Raw genomic sequence first — 16,690 nt, forward strand, 5'->3', positions numbered from 1 at the left:
GCGGTAAATACCCTTTCAAGGACGTCCTTCATCCGCTCAGAACGAAAGCGATTGAGCGTGCGAAAATTCGGACGTTGACGTCCAGCCAGCCACATGAAGGGAATGTTTTCTCGGACCGCTTTGGCGATTTGCCGGGAGGAATAGACTCGCTGCGTATAGGCATAGATAATGACTTTGGTCAGCATTTTAGGATGGTAGCTGTCGCGGCCACCGCCAGGGTAGGCCGCGTCAAAGAGGGCGTCGTCGAGTCGATTTACGGCGGCGTTCACGACACGAACGAGGTGATTTGGTGGGATATCTTCTTCTAAATCCATTGGCAAGCAAAGTGGGTCCATGGTATATTGAATGTACAAAAGAAACCCTCCTTTGAAATGGTTGGTCGCACTTCCATTTTACCAAAAGAGTGGTTTCTTTTTTGCGTTTTTATAAATATTGTAGTATGTTTCCCGCTTAAACAGCGGAGAGGACGGAACGATTGTGGAAAAGCGATAGCGTTCGCCTTTGTGTCCGGATTTTCACCGCTAAGGGGAATTAAAAAAATCTGGACACAAGAGCGATTGGAACAACGGTCCGTTCGCGGAGCGTCCTCACGGAGCACAACGTTTGTCCGACTCCAAAAACAAGGGATGTCCCAAGTAGCCATTTCATGGCTTATGGGACACCCCCTTTTGCAGCAGCAGGGAATGAAGAGTGACGAAAAATTAAAATCACTCCTGGCCTGCTCTCTGTGATACAATAATTTAGTCTGTTTTTTAAGGAACCTTGCAGACTTCGGAGTCATGCTCCATACCGGAGCCAGCTTCGGGATTGACCGTATTTGAGGAGGAAATCAGCGTTAATGAAACATGCACCCTTTATAGCAGTAGAGGGCCCGATCGGGGCCGGCAAAACAACCCTCGCCACGATGCTGGCCAGTGAACTGGAGCTACCAGTGATTAGAGAAATTGTGGAGGAGAATCCGTATCTAGATAAGTTCTATCAGAATATGGACGACTGGAGCTTTCAGCTGGAGATGTTTTTTCTCTGCAACCGTTACAAGCAGCTTGAAGATACCGTGAACCAGTACATAGATAAAGGTAAACCGGTCATTTCGGATTATCATATTTATAAGAATCTGATCTTTGGCGAGCGTACACTGAAGGGGACGAAGCGGGACAAATACCGGGAAATCTATCATGTGCTGACGGATGATCTGCCAAAGCCCGATATTATTCTTTATATCCGTGCTGATCTGGATACCCTTATGGCCAGAATCGCCAAACGCGGCCGTCCGTTCGAAGAGGAAATTTCACCTGCATACATGCAGCAATTAATAGAAGATTATGATGACGCTATGGCCTCACTCGCTGTCCGCGAGCCTTCGACAGTCATTGTGACCATCGATGGGAATCAGGTTGATTTTGTAGAGAACAAGGAAGACTTCGCTGCGATCGCCGAACACTTAAAGGAGCTTATGACATGAACCCATACAACATCCCGGATAATGCCATTATTACAGTAGCCGGAACGGTAGGTGTCGGTAAATCGACGTTGACCGCAGCCCTGGCCGAGCGTCTGAACTTCCAGACGTCCCTGGAGCAGGTGGACCATAATCCATACCTGGAGAAGTTTTATCACGATTTTGAGAGATGGAGCTTCCATCTGCAGATTTATTTCCTGGCGGAACGCTTCAAGGAGCAGAAGAAGATGTTCGAACTCGGCGGCGGGTTTGTGCAGGACCGTTCGATCTATGAGGATACCGGTATTTTTGCCAAAATGCATGCCGATCAGGGTACCATGTCCAAGACCGACTATGACACCTACACCAGCCTGTATGAGGCCATGGTCATGACACCGTATTTCCCGCATCCAGACGTGCTGATCTACATCGAAGGCAGCCTGCCCTCGATCCTGACCCGCATCAATGAACGAGGACGCGAGATGGAAATCCAGACCGATGTCTCCTACTGGGAGCATATGCACGGCCGCTATTCGCAGTGGATTGGCGAGTTCAGCGCCTGTCCGGTACTGCGCCTGAACATCGACGATTACGATGTGAAGGACCCGGGATCGATGGCGGAGATTCTCCGGAAGGTTGGCGCGGCAATTGGCCGGGCACCGGTGGGGAAGTAAGGAAGCGCAGGGATGAAGAGGAAGACACTGTTAGTAATGAGAAGATAATGTATAGTTCAATTGGAGCAGCGCCTTGGAGCGTTGCTTTTTTTTGAATGGATAAGATAATATATGCTTCGTGCAATAAATGATCCTTATCTTTCTCGATGCTGTTGTTAATAAAAGTTTAGTGCTAGACTGGGGAGTGTCAATAAACTGATAAGGAAATTAGTGGGAACAGGTAACTTCTTTCTTGTAAAGACTGGTGGTGCACAAAATGATTAATTTGATTATGGCGATTCAAATATTAAGCTTCTTTTTTATTTTTCGATCCATCTCACGCTATCACTTTACAATCAAAGAAATAACAGTTTGGCTAGTGGTATTTTTAATGATTGGATTTATCTCTACATATTTTATAGGAGTATGGGGTGCGATTACGCTGTTTTTCTGTTTTGTGGGCATCTCCTACTTTAAAAATCATAGAACGTTTACCGCTTTAGGTGTTTTTTACGGAGCATATGCCTTAGTAATGAATTCATTTATCGGTTATCTGGCTGCAGATCCGATTACAAGCGTGGTTGAATTTATCTTCAAACAATCAACAGCGAATATAGATTATCTTCCGTATCTTTTTACAGCTATTGCACCGCCTGTTATCAATGAAATCGGCCTTAGATTAGTGCGTCATTATGTTCCACAGCTCAACAAAGAAATCCTGCAGGAATCCAGTAAAGTCATTCTTTTTCCAGTGATCGTTCTCTTCATTATCATCATTATCTCGGTGTATCCGATTTTAACCATTGGTAATGAAACGGGTGATTTCAATTCATTTCATAGAGCCTTACTTGTAGGAATGTGGCTGCTATTTATCATTGCGTTGCTGTATATGCAGTTTCAGTACACTCATATTCATAAAAGAGAAATTGAAAAAGCTAAAAGTGAACAATTGGTGCAACTTAAGGATTATGCAGCACAGCTTGAAAAAATATACGATGAATTCAGAGGTTTTCGTCATGACTATGCCAACATCCTGTTGACCCTGGAGGATGGGATTTATCGGGAGGATTGGAAGCAAGTCAAACAGGTGTATGAACAAACCGTTAAGCCAACCGGGCAATTAATGCGTAAGAATGAGTATAGCTTTGTTAAGCTGCGAAACCTGCATGTATCAGAGGTCAAAAGCATCTTGGCTGCCAAAATTATAATGGCCCAGCAGATGAAAATTGATGTTGCATTAGAAATTGAAGAACCCATTCATTGGATACACATGGAATTGATTTCTTTCACCCGGATTCTCTCCATTTTATTGGATAATGCGATTGAAGCAGCGGCAAAGACGGAAAAAGCGAAGATTTCGATTGTGTTATTGGAGGACCCTATCATTCAACGAATTAAAATTGAAAATAGCAGCGGAGAGAAGGTCAGTTTACGACGGCTAGGAGAACGCGGATATTCATCCAAAGGCAAGGGGCGAGGTTTGGGTCTATACAATGTGCAGCAAATGTTAAAAGAAAATAACTTCGCGTCACTAGAGACGGAGGTCCAATCGAACTTATTCTCACAGACGCTTATTTTGAGAAAGACTGGAGAACGGAAATGAATATTTATATATTAGAGGATAACCTTATCCAGCAGCAGCGGTTGGAACGAATCATTAAATCATTGTCGATAAAGCATCAGATCCGTTACCGGAATCTATTCTCAACCGCAAAACCGGAGCTTTTATTATCGCAAATTGAAAATGTGGCCGACCATCAATTGTATTTTCTGGATTTGGAGATCAAGCATGAGGAGCATAAAGGACTGGCTGTCGCTAAGGAGATCAGAAAAAAAGATCCATACGGTACGATTGTTTTTGTGACCACACATTCTGAGCTTGCACCGATAACGTTTGAATATCGTGTGGCTGCTTTGGATTTTATTGAAAAAGAGTTACGGGAAGAAGAATTTATTCAAAAAGTTGAAGAGTGTCTATTGATTGCCGATTCGCGCCGGACGATTCCGGTAAGTCCCGATAATTTTTCTTTTGAGAATAAATACACCAGCTTTCAAATTCCTTTTTCAGATATTTTTTATTTTGAAACCATGGAAATTGCACATAAAATAAGATTAATTACTAAGTCTAAAGTTCTTGATTTTTATGCTGAATTAAATGAAATTGCAGGTTATGATGAACGCCTGTTCCGTTGCCATCGAGCGTTTGTAGTGAATTTAGCCAACATTAGATCCGTTGATAAGAAGAACAAATTAGTCTTGTTTGATCATAATGAAAGCTGTCCGGTTTCAAGAAGATTACAAAAAGAAACCATTGAAAAGATAGAAGCTTTAAGGCAACAATAATTTTTTGCTTACATATGAATTCTTAATATGAAGTGCTGGAAGCTATTTCTTAAATGGCGGCCGGCACTTCTTTTCTTTTACAAAGCGTACCGTCTATGAAGGTTAAAGGACTGTTGGTGATGTTACCATCTTGAATGGAGGGCAAAAGCCTTATGCTGGAAACGTAGCAGGAAGATAGACCACACCTCATAAGGAGCGAGTAATCATGGAAACCATAATCCAAATCAATCACTTGTCAAAAGCTTATAAAGGAAACGAAATTATTTCAGATGTAACCATGCATATTGAAAAAGGCGAAATTTACGGGTTCTTGGGACCCAATGGTGCGGGAAAAACAACAATAATGAAAATGATCCTTAATTTGGTGAAGCCAACATCAGGTGAGATTGTTGTGCTGAATCAGCCTCTATCACCAACATCTTTTCAATACTTGCAGCATATAGGCAGTATCATTGAATATCCCGTTTTTTATGACCGGATAACAGCCATTGAAAACTTAAAATATCATTGTGAGTACACTCAGTATCATGGTGAGAATCGCATTCATGAAGTGCTGGAAACAGTTGGCTTAAAAGGAGTGGGAAACAAAAAAGTAGATGAGTTTTCTCTTGGGATGAAACAGCGCCTGGGAATTGCCAGAGCCATTCTTACTAAGCCGGAAATTTTGATTTTGGATGAGCCGATTAATGGTTTGGACCCTGTGGGGATCAAAGATATCCGTCTGCTTTTGCTGGAGCTGAAGAATGACTACGGTATGACAATTCTAGTCTCTAGTCATATTGTTTCAGAGATTGAATCCATTGCGGATACGATCGGAATCATTAATCATGGACAATTAATAAAGGAAGTTAAGATGAGTGAAATCAGAAAAGAAAATGCCCAATACCTGGAAATAAAAGTGATTGACAGTAAGCGGGCTTCGCTTGTGCTGGAGAGGAAATTGAACATTCAGGACTATGAAGCAATTGATCTGGAAACCATCCGGGTCTATCAACAGGATGTATCTCAATCGGTCATAAATAAAGAGCTGGTGCTAAATGATATTGTTGTAAATCGCATCGAAACACAGCAAAGTAACCTGGAAGAATATTTCTTGAATCTTATTCATGGAGGCAAATAACATGTTCAGATTAATGAAGATCGAATGGAAGAGAAATCATCTGGCGGGGTATGGGATAAGGGCTGTGATTTGTATGGTTATTATTTTTGGAATGGTTGCCGGTATGGCTTTAATGTCAAATGCGCAGGATGAACCCATGTTTTTAGATTTTACAGCCTTCATGTCACTGGCTAACATTCTTGTTCGCATTACCTTTGTTGTTTTTTCAGGCATCATTATTTCCAGGCTAGTGATTGATGAATATAAAAATAAAACCATTCAATTGTTATTTTCATATCCCCTGCAGCGCAAAAAAGTGATTCAAGCAAAGCTAATGATTGTGCTTGGTTTCTGTTTCTTCAGTGTAGTAATCTCTACCTTCATCATTGAAGTATTGACCGTCTTATGTAATCCGACAGTACACTTTTTCGAAACAGCAGCAACAAAGGAAGATGTGTTGGCTACCATTCCATCAATCCTTATTGCTTCAGTAATGACAGCCGGCTTAAGTCTTATTCCTTTGTCTTTTGGTATGCGCAAAAAATCTACTGCCACAACAATTACTAGTTCAGTAATCTTAGGAATCCTGCTAAATTCTATGGTTTCTGATGGAAGCAGTTCTGTATCCATGTTTCAATTTATCGGCGTACCCATTGTATTCTGCTTGCTGGGTTTAGCAGTAGCTTATCTATCGTATCGAAAAATTGACAGAACGGATGTTGCATAAATTATGAAATCAAATAAGTGGATTTGGATATCGATGGCGGTTATTCTGGTGGGAATCCTCGTTATCGGCTTGCAAGATGGACCTCAAGACTTTGAGCTAACAGAAGATATCCCGGCGAAAGAAATTCAGAGCATTGAAATCAATAATGATTCATGGGAGCTTGTAGTGAAGGAATCAACAGACAATCAAGTCCATGTAGACATTGAGGGGAATCAGACGGATAAGAAGAAAGCCCCTGTTGCAGTGACACGTCATTCGAATAACTTAGTTATTCAACAAGATAAGCAAATTGGCGGGGCCTTCTCAGCTTTTTCTTTTCATAAAGAGGGAACCATCACGGTTTTAATCCCTAAAAATACAGTAGAACAAGTCAGAATAGTCAACAATGAAGGAGATATCCATATTCGAACGCTAGCAACCCATAATTTAATCGTTGAAAATAAAGCAGGCAGTATGAAATTAAATCAAGTTGAAGCAGATTCAGGGGACTTAAATTTAATGGAAGGGGACCTTAATGTAAAGGATAGCTCATTTGAACGAATAGACGTAGCTGCCAGGGGGAATGACCTTTATTTTAAAAATGTAACCAGTCCAGTCATGAATCTTTATTCTAAAAGCGGCGAAATCGTTCTTAATGGGGTAGATGAAAAAGGTGAAATGAGAGTTGAAACAAAAACTGGGGACATTCAAGTTGATTATCAAACAGCGCCAGCCAGCTTGAAAGTGGCAGTGGAAAATGCCAAAGGAGATACAACGGTTCACTTGGCGAATCTCTTAACCACGGAGAAAACAGATGAGAAAGTAGATGGTACCGTTGGTACCGGGGAGAATTCCTTATATGTCAAAAGTCATTCAGGAAGCATCGGTATTAAATAAAGGTCAACCTGAATCAGGGTGCCGGAAGTGTCTCCCCATGTTACAATAAATGAACAAGCAGAAAGGATGGGGTGATTTTAGTTGAAGTACGATTTTAACCGTATCATTAACCGCCGCAATACCCGTTCATACAAATGGGACCAGTCCGAAAAGCTGTTCGGAGACAAGGAGATTCTTCCACTCTGGGTGGCGGATATGGACTTTGAGAGCCCCCCCGCGGTACAAGAAGCCATTCTGCGCCGTGTGCAGGAGGGGATATACGGCTACAGCGTGACGAGCGATTCTTACAAAGAGGCGATTACGGGCTGGTACCGCAGACGTCATGACTGGGAGATTCATAAGGAATGGATTACGGATTCCCCCGGAATCGTTACATCACTGAGCCTTTCGGTAGAGCTGTTCAGTAACCCGGGAGATCAGGTGATTCTGCAGTCGCCGGTGTATTATCCTTTTTATGATGTGATCCAGATGAATGACCGCAAGGTGGCCATCAATCCGCTGAAACTTGAAGAAGGCCATTATGTCATGGATTACGACCAGCTCGAAGAGCTGATGATCGGCGGTGCTAAGCTGATGCTGCTGTGTAGTCCGCATAATCCGGGCGGCAGAGTGTGGGAGCGGGATGAGCTGCTGCGCCTTGGGGAGCTATGCCTGCGGTACGGCGTAACGGTAATCTCGGATGAAATTCATTGTGATCTGGCAATGCCGGGCCACAAGCATATTCCGTTCGCCTCCTTGTCTGAGGAGCTGTCGAATATCACACTGACTACACTTGCGGCTACCAAAACCTTTAATCTGCCGGGACTGCAAACCTCATACACCGTTACCTCCAATCCGGAAATGAGAAGGAAATTTGAGTACAAGCTTAAGACGCTCAGTCTGCACATGTCTCCTTTCTTCACGCCAGAGGCTGTAGAAGCAGCATACAATGAAGGCGCGGAATGGCTGGATGAGCTGTTGCAGCATATCAGCGGAAATGCGGAGTATGCCACCCGTTATCTTGGAGAGCATCTGCCTCAAGTGAAGCCAATGACTCCGGAAGCCACTTACCTGTTGTGGATCGATTGCCGTGCACTCGGACTGGACGCTGATGGTCTGAAAAAGCTGATGTACCGTGAGGCTAAGGTCGCATTTAATGAGGGTTCTGTATTTGGCACAGAGGGTCAAGGCCATCTGCGCATTAATCTGGCTTGTCCGCGTTCCGTTCTTGCTGAAGCGCTGGAGCGTTTCTGTCAGGCTGCTGCACTTTATGTAAAATAAGAACACGATATTCATAGGTCCGCCGTATCTCCTTGAACAGATGTTCAGGAGGGACGGCGGACTTCTACAAATAGAGATACATCATAGGAGTGGAGATCATAGAGATGAGTACAACCCGAATGATTATAGACTGCGATACCGGCATTGATGACGCACTTGCTATCCTGTACGCATTGCGGACTCCGGGCGTGGTGGTTGAAGGCATAACCACAGTGTTTGGCAATATTGATGTTGCGCAGGCGGCGGACAATACCCTTAGACTGCTGGCGCTGGCGAATCCAGGGTATGAGGTTCCGGTTGCCATCGGCGCTTCCCGGGCATTGGTCCGTGAGCTTACCGGTTTCTCCACCCATGTGCATGGCGACAACGGCATTGGCGGCGTACAGCTTCCATCTTCAACCCAGCGTCCGGTGAACGAGACGGCGGCAGAATTTATCGTGCGGCTGGCGAATGAGCATCCGGGCGAAATTGTGCTGGTTACACTCGGACGTCTGACGAATCTGTCACTGGCGCTTGATCTTGACCCGGAACTTACAGGCAAGCTGAAGAAAGTAGCCGTGATGGGCGGCACTATTTTTAAGCCGGGGAATGTGACGCCTGTTGCCGAGGCCAATATTTGGGGCGACCCCGAGGCGGCTGACCGGGTATTCACTTCAGGGCTGCCGGTGCTGATGGTGGGACTGGACGTTACGCTGAAGACACGCATTACTTCAGAACATTTGGAGCTTCTCAAACAGTTCGGGCGGGAGGATTGCAGGGACATCATTCAATTTATGGACGAATCCCTGGCGTTTTATTTTAAATTTTACCGGGAAGCCAATTATTTGATCAACAGTGCGCCGCTGCATGATCCGCTGGCGCTGATGGCTGCACTGCGGCCGGACCTGCTGACCTGCCGGCAGATGAAGGTGCGCGTGGAGCATCAGGGTGAGCATACTGCCGGTATGGTGGTCGCGGATCTCCGGGCTCAGCCCAAGGTAGGCGAGTTCATCGAGGTGGCAGTGGATGTGGATGCAGAACGGGCAGTGGGGATCTTTCTTAGCGCATTCATGTAAGGGGAGTTATGGTTACAATCTATTAATTTGCTATAAATACCTGGTTTGGTAAAATGATAGAGGTATTGCAGTTGAGAGATTTGAAATCATATCCTACAGAATGGGGAATAGAGCAATGAAGCGTATAGCAACAATGGTATTGTGCGCAGCGATTACAACGGCAGGTTTTAGTTCGCTTCCTACAGACGGAGTTCATGCCGCAGCAGGCGGTGTAAGTATTGTACTCGATGGATACCCGCTACCGTTTCCAGTAGAACCGGCAGTAATGAGCGGGACCACCATGGTGCCGTTCCGGGCGATATCCGAAGCACTGGGTGTCAAGGTGGAATGGAATCAGGCGGCCAAACAGATTACCGCGACAAATAAGGATGCTTCAGGCACCAAGAAAGTCATTCTTACTCTGGGCAAAACAAGCGCTTCTGTCAACGGCGCTTCCGTGAAGCTGGCCGTCGCTCCCCAGAATGTCCGCGGCACGACGATGATCCCGCTCAGCTTTTTTGGTCAGCAGTTCGGCGCCGGCGTAACCTGGAATCAGGCTGCAAAAACGGTCTCGATCACCTCGCCAAAGAAGGATGTATACACGCTTGGCTTCTACGCGCAGGGCGCTTACAGCGAGGTTTCGCTGATTCCGGATTTTGATGCCGTTGCCTTTGGCTGGAGCCGGATTGACCGCAGCGGCCAATACACGGTCTCGGGTACGGAGTTCCGGTGGCCGCAGGCTGCCGGAGATGTTACACCAGACTCCATTGTTCAGAATGCCGCTGCCGGGGGAACGGCTCCATACCTGATGGTATATTCAGGCGACAAGGAGCTGGAGCTGACTAAGAATATGGAGGATCTGCAGCTTCAGCAGCAGACGATATCCAGTATTGTGGACACCGCAGCGCAGAAGGGCTTTCAAGGGATTGCCCTCGACCTGGAGGGGCTTGGCATGACCGGGGACAAGGCGCTTGTGCAGAGTCAATACAACACCTTTGTCAAGAATCTGTCCGCCAAAGCAAAGGCCGCGAATCTGAAGCTTACCGTTATTCTTCATCCCCTCAACAGCTCATACAAAGGATATGATTACAAGACGCTGGCCTCTCTGGCCGACGATCTGGTCATTATGGCTTATGCTTATGAGGGTGAGACCGGACCGGAGCCGATGAACAAGGTCGATGAATCCATCCGTCTCGCCTTACAGCAGGTCAGCAAGGACAAGCTGATTCTTGGCATTTCGGTATACAGCGAGAACGAAACCTCGGTCAATGCCAAGATTGGCCTGGCCAAACGCTACGGTCTTAAGGGTATCGCCATCTGGCGTCTGGGTCTGATCGGCCAGCCGGTGTTAAGCGAGATGGGGAAATCGGTAGAATTGTAAAGAATACACATATCCGCTTCATTTCCATTGCATTCCTAAAAGCGCTCAAGCCACTCATGCACCTTAGAGTGGTTTTTTGCGTTGTTACATCACAACAAATGTCACATTAACCTGCGCGGCAAACCTGTATAATTTTTTAGGTTCACCTAAGTAGTACCTGCAACCTTTCTATTGTGGGCAGACAACGATGACATCTTATTTTCAGGAGGACTATTGAGCATGAGCATGAAATATAAATCACTTGAACTGGACAAACCGCTAACGTATGAGCTGGAAGGGCTGGAGGTTGGGGTAACCTCGAACTGTAATTTCCGCTGTGATTACTGCTGCGCTTATAACAGAAACGACGGACAGAGCATCAAAGGCAAAGAAGTAATCCGCATCCTGGAGGAGCTGCCCCATCTCAAGCGGGTTCGTCTTTCCGGCGGGGAAGTGACGCTTAAGTTCCAAGACTGCCTGGAGATTGTCAGCTACTGCGCATCCCGGGGCATTCAGACTCAGCTGAATTCCAACGGCAGCCTTCTGACCGAGGAACGGATCGGCCAGCTGGTCCATGCCGGACTGACTACGATACATATTTCCTTCAATTTCACAACCGCCGAGGCCTTCTCGCGCTATTATAATATTCATACCAGCATCTACGATAAAATCAGAGAGAATATCACGATGTTCGCCAAGACCAGTGTGGATGTGGTGCTGGAGACTCTACTGTTCAGCGAGACGCAGGATAATATGCAGGAGATCAGCGATCATGTCTATGCAATGGGAGTCAGAACCCATGAAATCCAGAACAGCATTATTATGGGCCATACCGGCTGGAAGGCGATCGCGGCCCGTGAACAATTGAAGAATGCCGTAAGTGAGCTGATTGCCCGCAAAAAAGAGGATACCACTCTCTACTTCACCTGCATGGACCGTTTTATGGAGGCGCTGGGCTTTCAGGAACAGCCAGGGGTATATTTCCCGCACTGCATCGAAGGCAAGAAACAGCTCCACCTGCACGGCAATGGGGATATTCTGATCTCCGAGCTGTGTCACCCGGTCATTATCGGCAATATTTATAAGGGCACCTCGTTAAAGGATCTCTACAGCAACATGCCTGCACCGCTGTCTGAGTTCCTTGATAAACAGCCTTGCCCGGCGCTTGATGCTTTGTTCCCGCAGGGTGTCTGAAGCGTTCTCCGCCAGCTCTAACTGCTTCGCGGCTGGAAGTTCAAGGCAATAATCCTATACAAGACCGTGGCGTCCTCGCCGCGGTCGTTTTTCTGATTTTTTTCATTCCAAAATGAAAGTTTTCATGTATAATCATCAAATGTATCGGTACAGATGAAGGGACAAGGATTGGAGAGGATTTGCTGCTCCGAAAAAATTACTGCTTTGGGGGAATATTGTCCTGATATTATCCTGGGTTGTGGTAGGGGGAGCCAACAGTATGGTTTGAATACCCGTGATCAATAAGCCTCTAAGCCGGAGAACTTCCGTGTCCAAGGTGCTTGTTTGCGTTCAACCAGAGATAATAGGTAAGATGCACTGTCCTTAATACTCAAGGCTTTATATCCTTATGACTAAAGTCCTAAAATTTTATCTAAAAATTCGACAAAATTCGAGAATATTCCCTATTAATCTCCAAGAAATATTAACTATTTGTGTCTTGAATCCGATAGTTATTGTAATAAATGTTACTGCTTCAGGGTTGGAAACAAATAGTCATATAGATTAGGGAGAAAGGATGTAGAGAAAAATGAAGATTCGGATGAAGCTTTCGGTTTTGATGATCGTCGTTACACTGATTTCTACGTTATTAATGGGGGTTTTTACGTACAGTAAATCTACTAAGACTATTCTGAATCTGACCGATACTGCAATGGCGCAGGTGAACACCAACAAAGCACAGACCATTGAAGCGATGATTGACAAAGAAAAGCGCAATATGGAGCTCGTTGCAGGTGAATCGGAAATCGCTGAGCTGCTGCTGAAATCGGAAGACGGCAATTTGGCCCGTACGGGGGACCCGCTGCAGGCTGAGGTGAATACCAAACTTCAAAAGATAGTGAAGGATGCAGGCAATCTGGAGCATATGTTCGTGGCCAACATGAAGGGGATCGGGATAGCAGATAGTGATACTAAGCTGGTCGGAACAGACTTCAGTGAAAGAAACTACACCAAGAATGTGATGAAGACCGCCGGACCTGTAATCAGTGAAACGCTGAAATCCAAGTCAACAGGGGCCTATGTTCTGGCATTTGTACATCCTGTAACCAGTGGCGGCAAGATGATCGGTTTCGTGGCATCCGCAGTGAATGCGAATAGTATCATTAAATATTTGTCTGATGCCAAGGTGGCCAATGCGCCCTCCTCCTACGCCTACCTTGTGGATGAGACGGGGAACATCCTGTTTCATCCCGATGAAACCAAGATCGGAACAGCGATAGAGAATGCTCAGATCAAAGCAGTGGTAGAAAAGATCAAAGCTGGTGAGAAGGTTGCAGACGGCAACGTTCAATATACCTACAAGGGTGCTGAGAAAAAAGCTGCCTTTACCGTTCTGCCGGTAACGAATTGGACACTGGTGCTGACAGGTGATCTTGGCGAGATTATGAAGCCTGTTGACAACATGACGAATTATATTATCTTATTGGGTATCGGGTGTCTGCTGCTGACCTTGCTCGTGGGAATCACTGTGGCTACCCGGATCTCTTCGCCGATCATTAAGCTGACAGAAATGATTAACCGCACCGCGGAGCTGGATCTTAAATACGACTCGCAATACGAGTATCTGTTGAAAAATAAAGACGAAACCGGAACCATCGCCAAAGCGATGTTCCATACCCGGGCGGTGCTGAGGGAAATGGCCGGCAGCCTGGTTACCATTTCCGCGAAGGTGCTGGACAATGCGGAGATGCTGGAGAAGCTGTCCGATGACGTACGGGAGAATGCCCATGATAATTCGGCTACAACTGAGCAGTTGTCGGCGGGGATGGAAGAAACCGCAGCCTCTACGCAGGAAATGTCGGCAGCTATTCATGAGATCGAGAGTAATGTCCGCAGCATTTCGGGGCGTGTTAAGGAAGGTGCCGGTGTGTCCGGTCAGATTACCGAGCGGGCGCTTGCGCTGCAGCATGACGCCACTGAGTCTATAGACAATGCCAAACGGATCTATGAATCCGTGCGTGTGGAGATGGAGAAGGCCATTAAACAGTCAGGCTCGATTCATGAAATCAACGTACTGGCGGACACCATTCTCTCTATTACCAGCCAGACCAATCTGCTAGCACTTAATGCTGCGATTGAGGCCGCACGGGCCGGAGAAGCAGGGCGGGGATTCGCTGTGGTAGCGGGCGAGATCCGCAAGCTGGCCGAGAAATCCTCCGAAACAGCGGCAGGTATTCAAGGAGTTGTCAAGAATGTATATTCTTCTGTTGAGCAAATGAAGGACAATTCCGAGGCTATACTTGAGTTTATCGATCATAATGTTTTGGGAGATTATGAGCGTCTTGCAGAAGTCAGTGAGCAATATAACAGTGACGCTTCTGCTATTGACGAGCTGATGAATCAGTTCGGGGAAGCCGCCGACCATTTGAGTGAGACCGTGTCCAGTGTAGCCATTGCGATTAATGAAGTTGCGGCTACTGTAAATGAAGGGGCCATCGGCGTGCAGGATATTGCTGAGAAAACGGCAGATATCGTAGAGAAAACCTTGCATGAAGCAACGATGGCCGATGAGAATACGCAAAGTGCAAAAGAACTGCAGGGATTGGTGGAGAAATTCAAGATTTAAGCGGTTTAATGCAATCTTTACCTTACTTTCATCTGGATTTAAGCTTGCGGGTATATATTGATTTCATAACCCCCCTTTAATATAATCTTTGGCCCCGCCGGTCTCCGGCGGGGTCCTTTTTTTGTTTTTTTGAACAGGGAACAGCAATACATCTCAGGTTATTGGTCCATACTGATACCAAGGAGTGAGGATCATATTTGAGAGCATGCTTGTAGATGGTGAAGGAATCCGCAGCAGCATCAACGGCAAAGTGGATTGGGAAGTATTGAGTCCCCGGATTGCCTCGGAAGCGTCAAGCGGGAATGAAGCGCTGCAGCTACTGCAGGAGAGCTTTTTACTGCAGTTAATCAAGGATGAATGGAATAGTATGGCCGTTATTAGAGAACGTCTGCAGCAACTGCAGCTGAATCCGTTGACAGCAAATGATTTGAATCTGCAGATTGCCGCCCTGGAGATCAAAGTGCCCTCAGAAAAAGGGACAGACCGCCAGGAGTGGAAGGCCCTGCTGAAGCTGGCGTTTCAGAAGCTCTGCCGGGAGACGTCCGCCGGGTGGAAGGGAATCTATCCGTTCAGAGATGAATTTAACTCTGCGATGATGTACTTTCTCGTTATTTTGAAATCAGGACCGGAGCAGTCCCATAAAACAAAGCGGTTCATAGAGGAACTGAAGCAGAGTACTGCCAGTAATCTGAGGCTGGAATGTGCAGCAGGGATTGGAGAGCAAGTGAAGGGGCTGAAGCGGTTAAAGAATGCTTATACCTCATGTATGCTCTCTTGGAACCAGAGTCCCAATTACAGGGAAGCGGAAGGTGAAAGCAGACAGGTACGGGAGCTGATGCAGTTTTTTACGCCTGAGGTGGAAAGGATGCTGGCCCGAGTGATCGAAAATATGGACATGAATGCCTTCCGAATGCACCTTGATGCTCTTTTCAACAGCGAAAGGGATGCACCTATGTTTGTATTTACCTTTCTGGCGCTGCGTCTGCTTCTGGTATTCAGTTCGATTGCCCAAAAGTTCGAGCTTGGCAGCTCTGCAGTGCAGAAGTACTTATGGAAATGCCAGATTAGCATTGCCGATTACCAGTCGCGTGAAGGGATACGGGAGAAGATTGAAGAACTGGCGCTGCTTGTGATGGATGAAGTGCAGAAGATCCGCTTATCCAGCGGCCGGCATATGATCGAGGCAGTCCGAAAAGATATTGGGGAGCACTTTTGCTGCGAGCAGGATCTTTCGTCCCTGGCAGAGCGATTTCATTTCAATGAGACGTATTTGTCGGGGCTGTTCAAGCAGCATGTCGGCATTCCCATGGACGATTATGTTACAAGACTGCGGATGGCCGAGGCCGAGCAGCTGCTGCAGGAAAATAAGCTGAAGCTGACCGATATTGCCATGTTTACCGGCTATTCCAGCTTCACCGGTTTCTGCAGCGCCTTCAAGAAATACAGCGGCAGAAGCCCCAAGGATTACCGGGAGCGCTATGTGAAGCGGCATGCCCGGAACTGAAAGCAGGAGACGCTACCCTTTTTTTCTTAACCCAATCAATGGTAGTATAAGGAAAAGGTATTCAGTTATAATGCCTAGGGTTAAGGAGAGGAGGGTATTGGATGAGAAGATTAGGGTTCAGCTCTATGCAAAGTCTACGGATGAACAACAACAGCGGTTGTTTGTATAGAGCTGAAGGTAAGACGCCGCTTTGATTCATGGATAGGGAATCGTTGTTTGTACAGTAGACTTTGCTACCTTAAAAAGTTCATTAATTTTAAGGAGCGGAGCTACCATGAAATATGTAAATGCAGATATTGTACTACCGGAAAAGTTACTGAAGGAAATCCAGAAATATATGCACGGCGGAATGCTGTATGTGCCTAAACCGGAAGGGCAACGGGCAAAATGGGGTGAGCACTCCGGCGGCAGAACGTATCTCTCCAACCGTAATAAAGAAATTAGGAAGCAGTATTCCTCAGGCCTCACCACCCAGGAGCTGGCAGAACAGTTCTGCCTGTCCTGCGACAGCATCAAAAAAATCGTCTATGGTAAAAAGTAGACAGCAAACAGCCGCACCGGATTTCTGCCGATGCGGCTTGTTTATGTGAGTATGAG

15 protein-coding genes are annotated in these 16,690 nt (G+C 46.2%); 14 read left to right on the top strand and 1 reads right to left on the bottom strand.

Going from position 1 to position 16,690, the window contains the following annotated elements; translation table 11 throughout:
- On the bottom strand, positions 1-353 hold a 353-nt coding region (locus A3848_RS16585; protein WP_143192417.1), incomplete at its 3' end, for a transposase.
- Between the two features lie 485 nt (positions 354-838).
- On the opposite strand from A3848_RS16585, the gene A3848_RS16590 reads away from it, so the two are divergent.
- The 14 genes from A3848_RS16590 (at position 839) to A3848_RS16655 (ending at position 16,634) form a co-directional block, all read left to right on the top strand.
- Positions 839-1,462 carry a deoxynucleoside kinase gene (locus A3848_RS16590; protein ID WP_074086030.1) on the top strand — a complete coding sequence of 208 codons (624 nt, stop codon included), beginning with the start codon at positions 839-841 and terminating at the stop codon, positions 1,460-1,462.
- Positions 1,459-2,112 (top strand): deoxynucleoside kinase, encoded by a 654-nt coding sequence (locus tag A3848_RS16595; protein WP_074086031.1) that lies wholly within the window; start codon positions 1,459-1,461, stop codon positions 2,110-2,112. The genes A3848_RS16590 and A3848_RS16595 overlap by 4 nt, the downstream gene beginning before the upstream one ends.
- Before the next feature lie 256 nt (positions 2,113-2,368).
- On the top strand, positions 2,369-3,694 hold the full coding sequence (locus A3848_RS16600) for a sensor histidine kinase (RefSeq protein WP_074086032.1): 1,326 nt from the start codon (positions 2,369-2,371) through the stop codon (positions 3,692-3,694).
- Positions 3,691-4,434 carry a response regulator transcription factor gene (locus A3848_RS16605; protein ID WP_074086033.1) on the top strand — a complete coding sequence of 248 codons (744 nt, stop codon included), beginning with the start codon at positions 3,691-3,693 and terminating at the stop codon, positions 4,432-4,434. The genes A3848_RS16600 and A3848_RS16605 overlap by 4 nt, the downstream gene beginning before the upstream one ends.
- A 205-nt stretch (positions 4,435-4,639) precedes the next feature.
- Positions 4,640-5,554: an ABC transporter ATP-binding protein gene (locus A3848_RS16610; RefSeq protein WP_074086034.1), complete on the top strand. Its 915-nt coding sequence runs from the start codon at positions 4,640-4,642 to the stop codon at positions 5,552-5,554.
- A gap of 1 nt (position 5,555) precedes the next feature.
- The gene (locus tag A3848_RS16615; RefSeq protein WP_074086035.1) at positions 5,556-6,260 is read left to right on the top strand and encodes an ABC transporter permease; all 705 of its coding nucleotides are present in this window, start codon (positions 5,556-5,558) and stop codon (positions 6,258-6,260) included.
- Positions 6,261-6,263: 3 nt separating this feature from the next.
- Positions 6,264-7,136, top strand: coding sequence for a DUF4097 family beta strand repeat-containing protein (locus A3848_RS16620; RefSeq protein WP_083612201.1), 873 nt, complete (start codon positions 6,264-6,266; stop codon positions 7,134-7,136).
- An 81-nt stretch (positions 7,137-7,217) separates the two neighbouring features.
- Positions 7,218-8,396, top strand: coding sequence for a MalY/PatB family protein (locus tag A3848_RS16625; protein WP_074086037.1), 1,179 nt, complete (start codon positions 7,218-7,220; stop codon positions 8,394-8,396).
- A 104-nt stretch (positions 8,397-8,500) separates the two neighbouring features.
- Positions 8,501-9,451, top strand: coding sequence for a nucleoside hydrolase (locus A3848_RS16630; protein WP_074086038.1), 951 nt, complete (start codon positions 8,501-8,503; stop codon positions 9,449-9,451).
- Positions 9,452-9,566: 115 nt separating this feature from the next.
- Positions 9,567-10,811 carry a stalk domain-containing protein gene (locus A3848_RS16635; RefSeq protein ID WP_074086039.1) on the top strand — a complete coding sequence of 415 codons (1,245 nt, stop codon included), beginning with the start codon at positions 9,567-9,569 and terminating at the stop codon, positions 10,809-10,811.
- A 213-nt stretch (positions 10,812-11,024) separates the two neighbouring features.
- The gene (locus A3848_RS16640) at positions 11,025-11,984 is read left to right on the top strand and encodes a radical SAM protein (protein ID WP_074086040.1); all 960 of its coding nucleotides are present in this window, start codon (positions 11,025-11,027) and stop codon (positions 11,982-11,984) included.
- Positions 11,985-12,552: 568 nt separating this feature from the next.
- Positions 12,553-14,589: a methyl-accepting chemotaxis protein gene (locus A3848_RS16645; RefSeq protein WP_074086041.1), complete on the top strand. Its 2,037-nt coding sequence runs from the start codon at positions 12,553-12,555 to the stop codon at positions 14,587-14,589.
- Between the two features lie 184 nt (positions 14,590-14,773).
- Entirely contained in the window at positions 14,774-16,093 is a 1,320-nt protein-coding gene (locus tag A3848_RS16650) for an AraC family transcriptional regulator (RefSeq protein ID WP_178382021.1), read from the top strand.
- Between the two features lie 274 nt (positions 16,094-16,367).
- Complete coding sequence (locus A3848_RS16655) at positions 16,368-16,634, top strand: CD3324 family protein (RefSeq protein WP_074086043.1); 267 nt, start codon at positions 16,368-16,370, stop codon at positions 16,632-16,634.
- Positions 16,635-16,690 lie beyond the last annotated feature (56 nt).

The organism is Paenibacillus sp. P32E, assembly GCF_001909085.1.
GTDB classification, from domain to species: domain Bacteria; phylum Bacillota; class Bacilli; order Paenibacillales; family Paenibacillaceae; genus Paenibacillus_AQ; species Paenibacillus_AQ helianthi.

Coding starts and splice junctions, on each gene's coding strand:
- A3848_RS16590 (WP_074086030.1), top strand. CDS start 839: ATGAAACATGCACCCTTTATAGCAGTAGAGGGCCCGATCGGGGCCGGC.
- A3848_RS16595 (WP_074086031.1), top strand. CDS start 1,459: ATGAACCCATACAACATCCCGGATAATGCCATTATTACAGTAGCCGGA.
- A3848_RS16600 (WP_074086032.1), top strand. CDS start 2,369: ATGATTAATTTGATTATGGCGATTCAAATATTAAGCTTCTTTTTTATT.
- A3848_RS16605 (WP_074086033.1), top strand. CDS start 3,691: ATGAATATTTATATATTAGAGGATAACCTTATCCAGCAGCAGCGGTTG.
- A3848_RS16610 (WP_074086034.1), top strand. CDS start 4,640: ATGGAAACCATAATCCAAATCAATCACTTGTCAAAAGCTTATAAAGGA.
- A3848_RS16615 (WP_074086035.1), top strand. CDS start 5,556: ATGTTCAGATTAATGAAGATCGAATGGAAGAGAAATCATCTGGCGGGG.
- A3848_RS16620 (WP_083612201.1), top strand. CDS start 6,264: ATGAAATCAAATAAGTGGATTTGGATATCGATGGCGGTTATTCTGGTG.
- A3848_RS16630 (WP_074086038.1), top strand. CDS start 8,501: ATGAGTACAACCCGAATGATTATAGACTGCGATACCGGCATTGATGAC.
- A3848_RS16635 (WP_074086039.1), top strand. CDS start 9,567: ATGAAGCGTATAGCAACAATGGTATTGTGCGCAGCGATTACAACGGCA.
- A3848_RS16645 (WP_074086041.1), top strand. CDS start 12,553: ATGAAGATTCGGATGAAGCTTTCGGTTTTGATGATCGTCGTTACACTG.
- A3848_RS16655 (WP_074086043.1), top strand. CDS start 16,368: ATGAAATATGTAAATGCAGATATTGTACTACCGGAAAAGTTACTGAAG.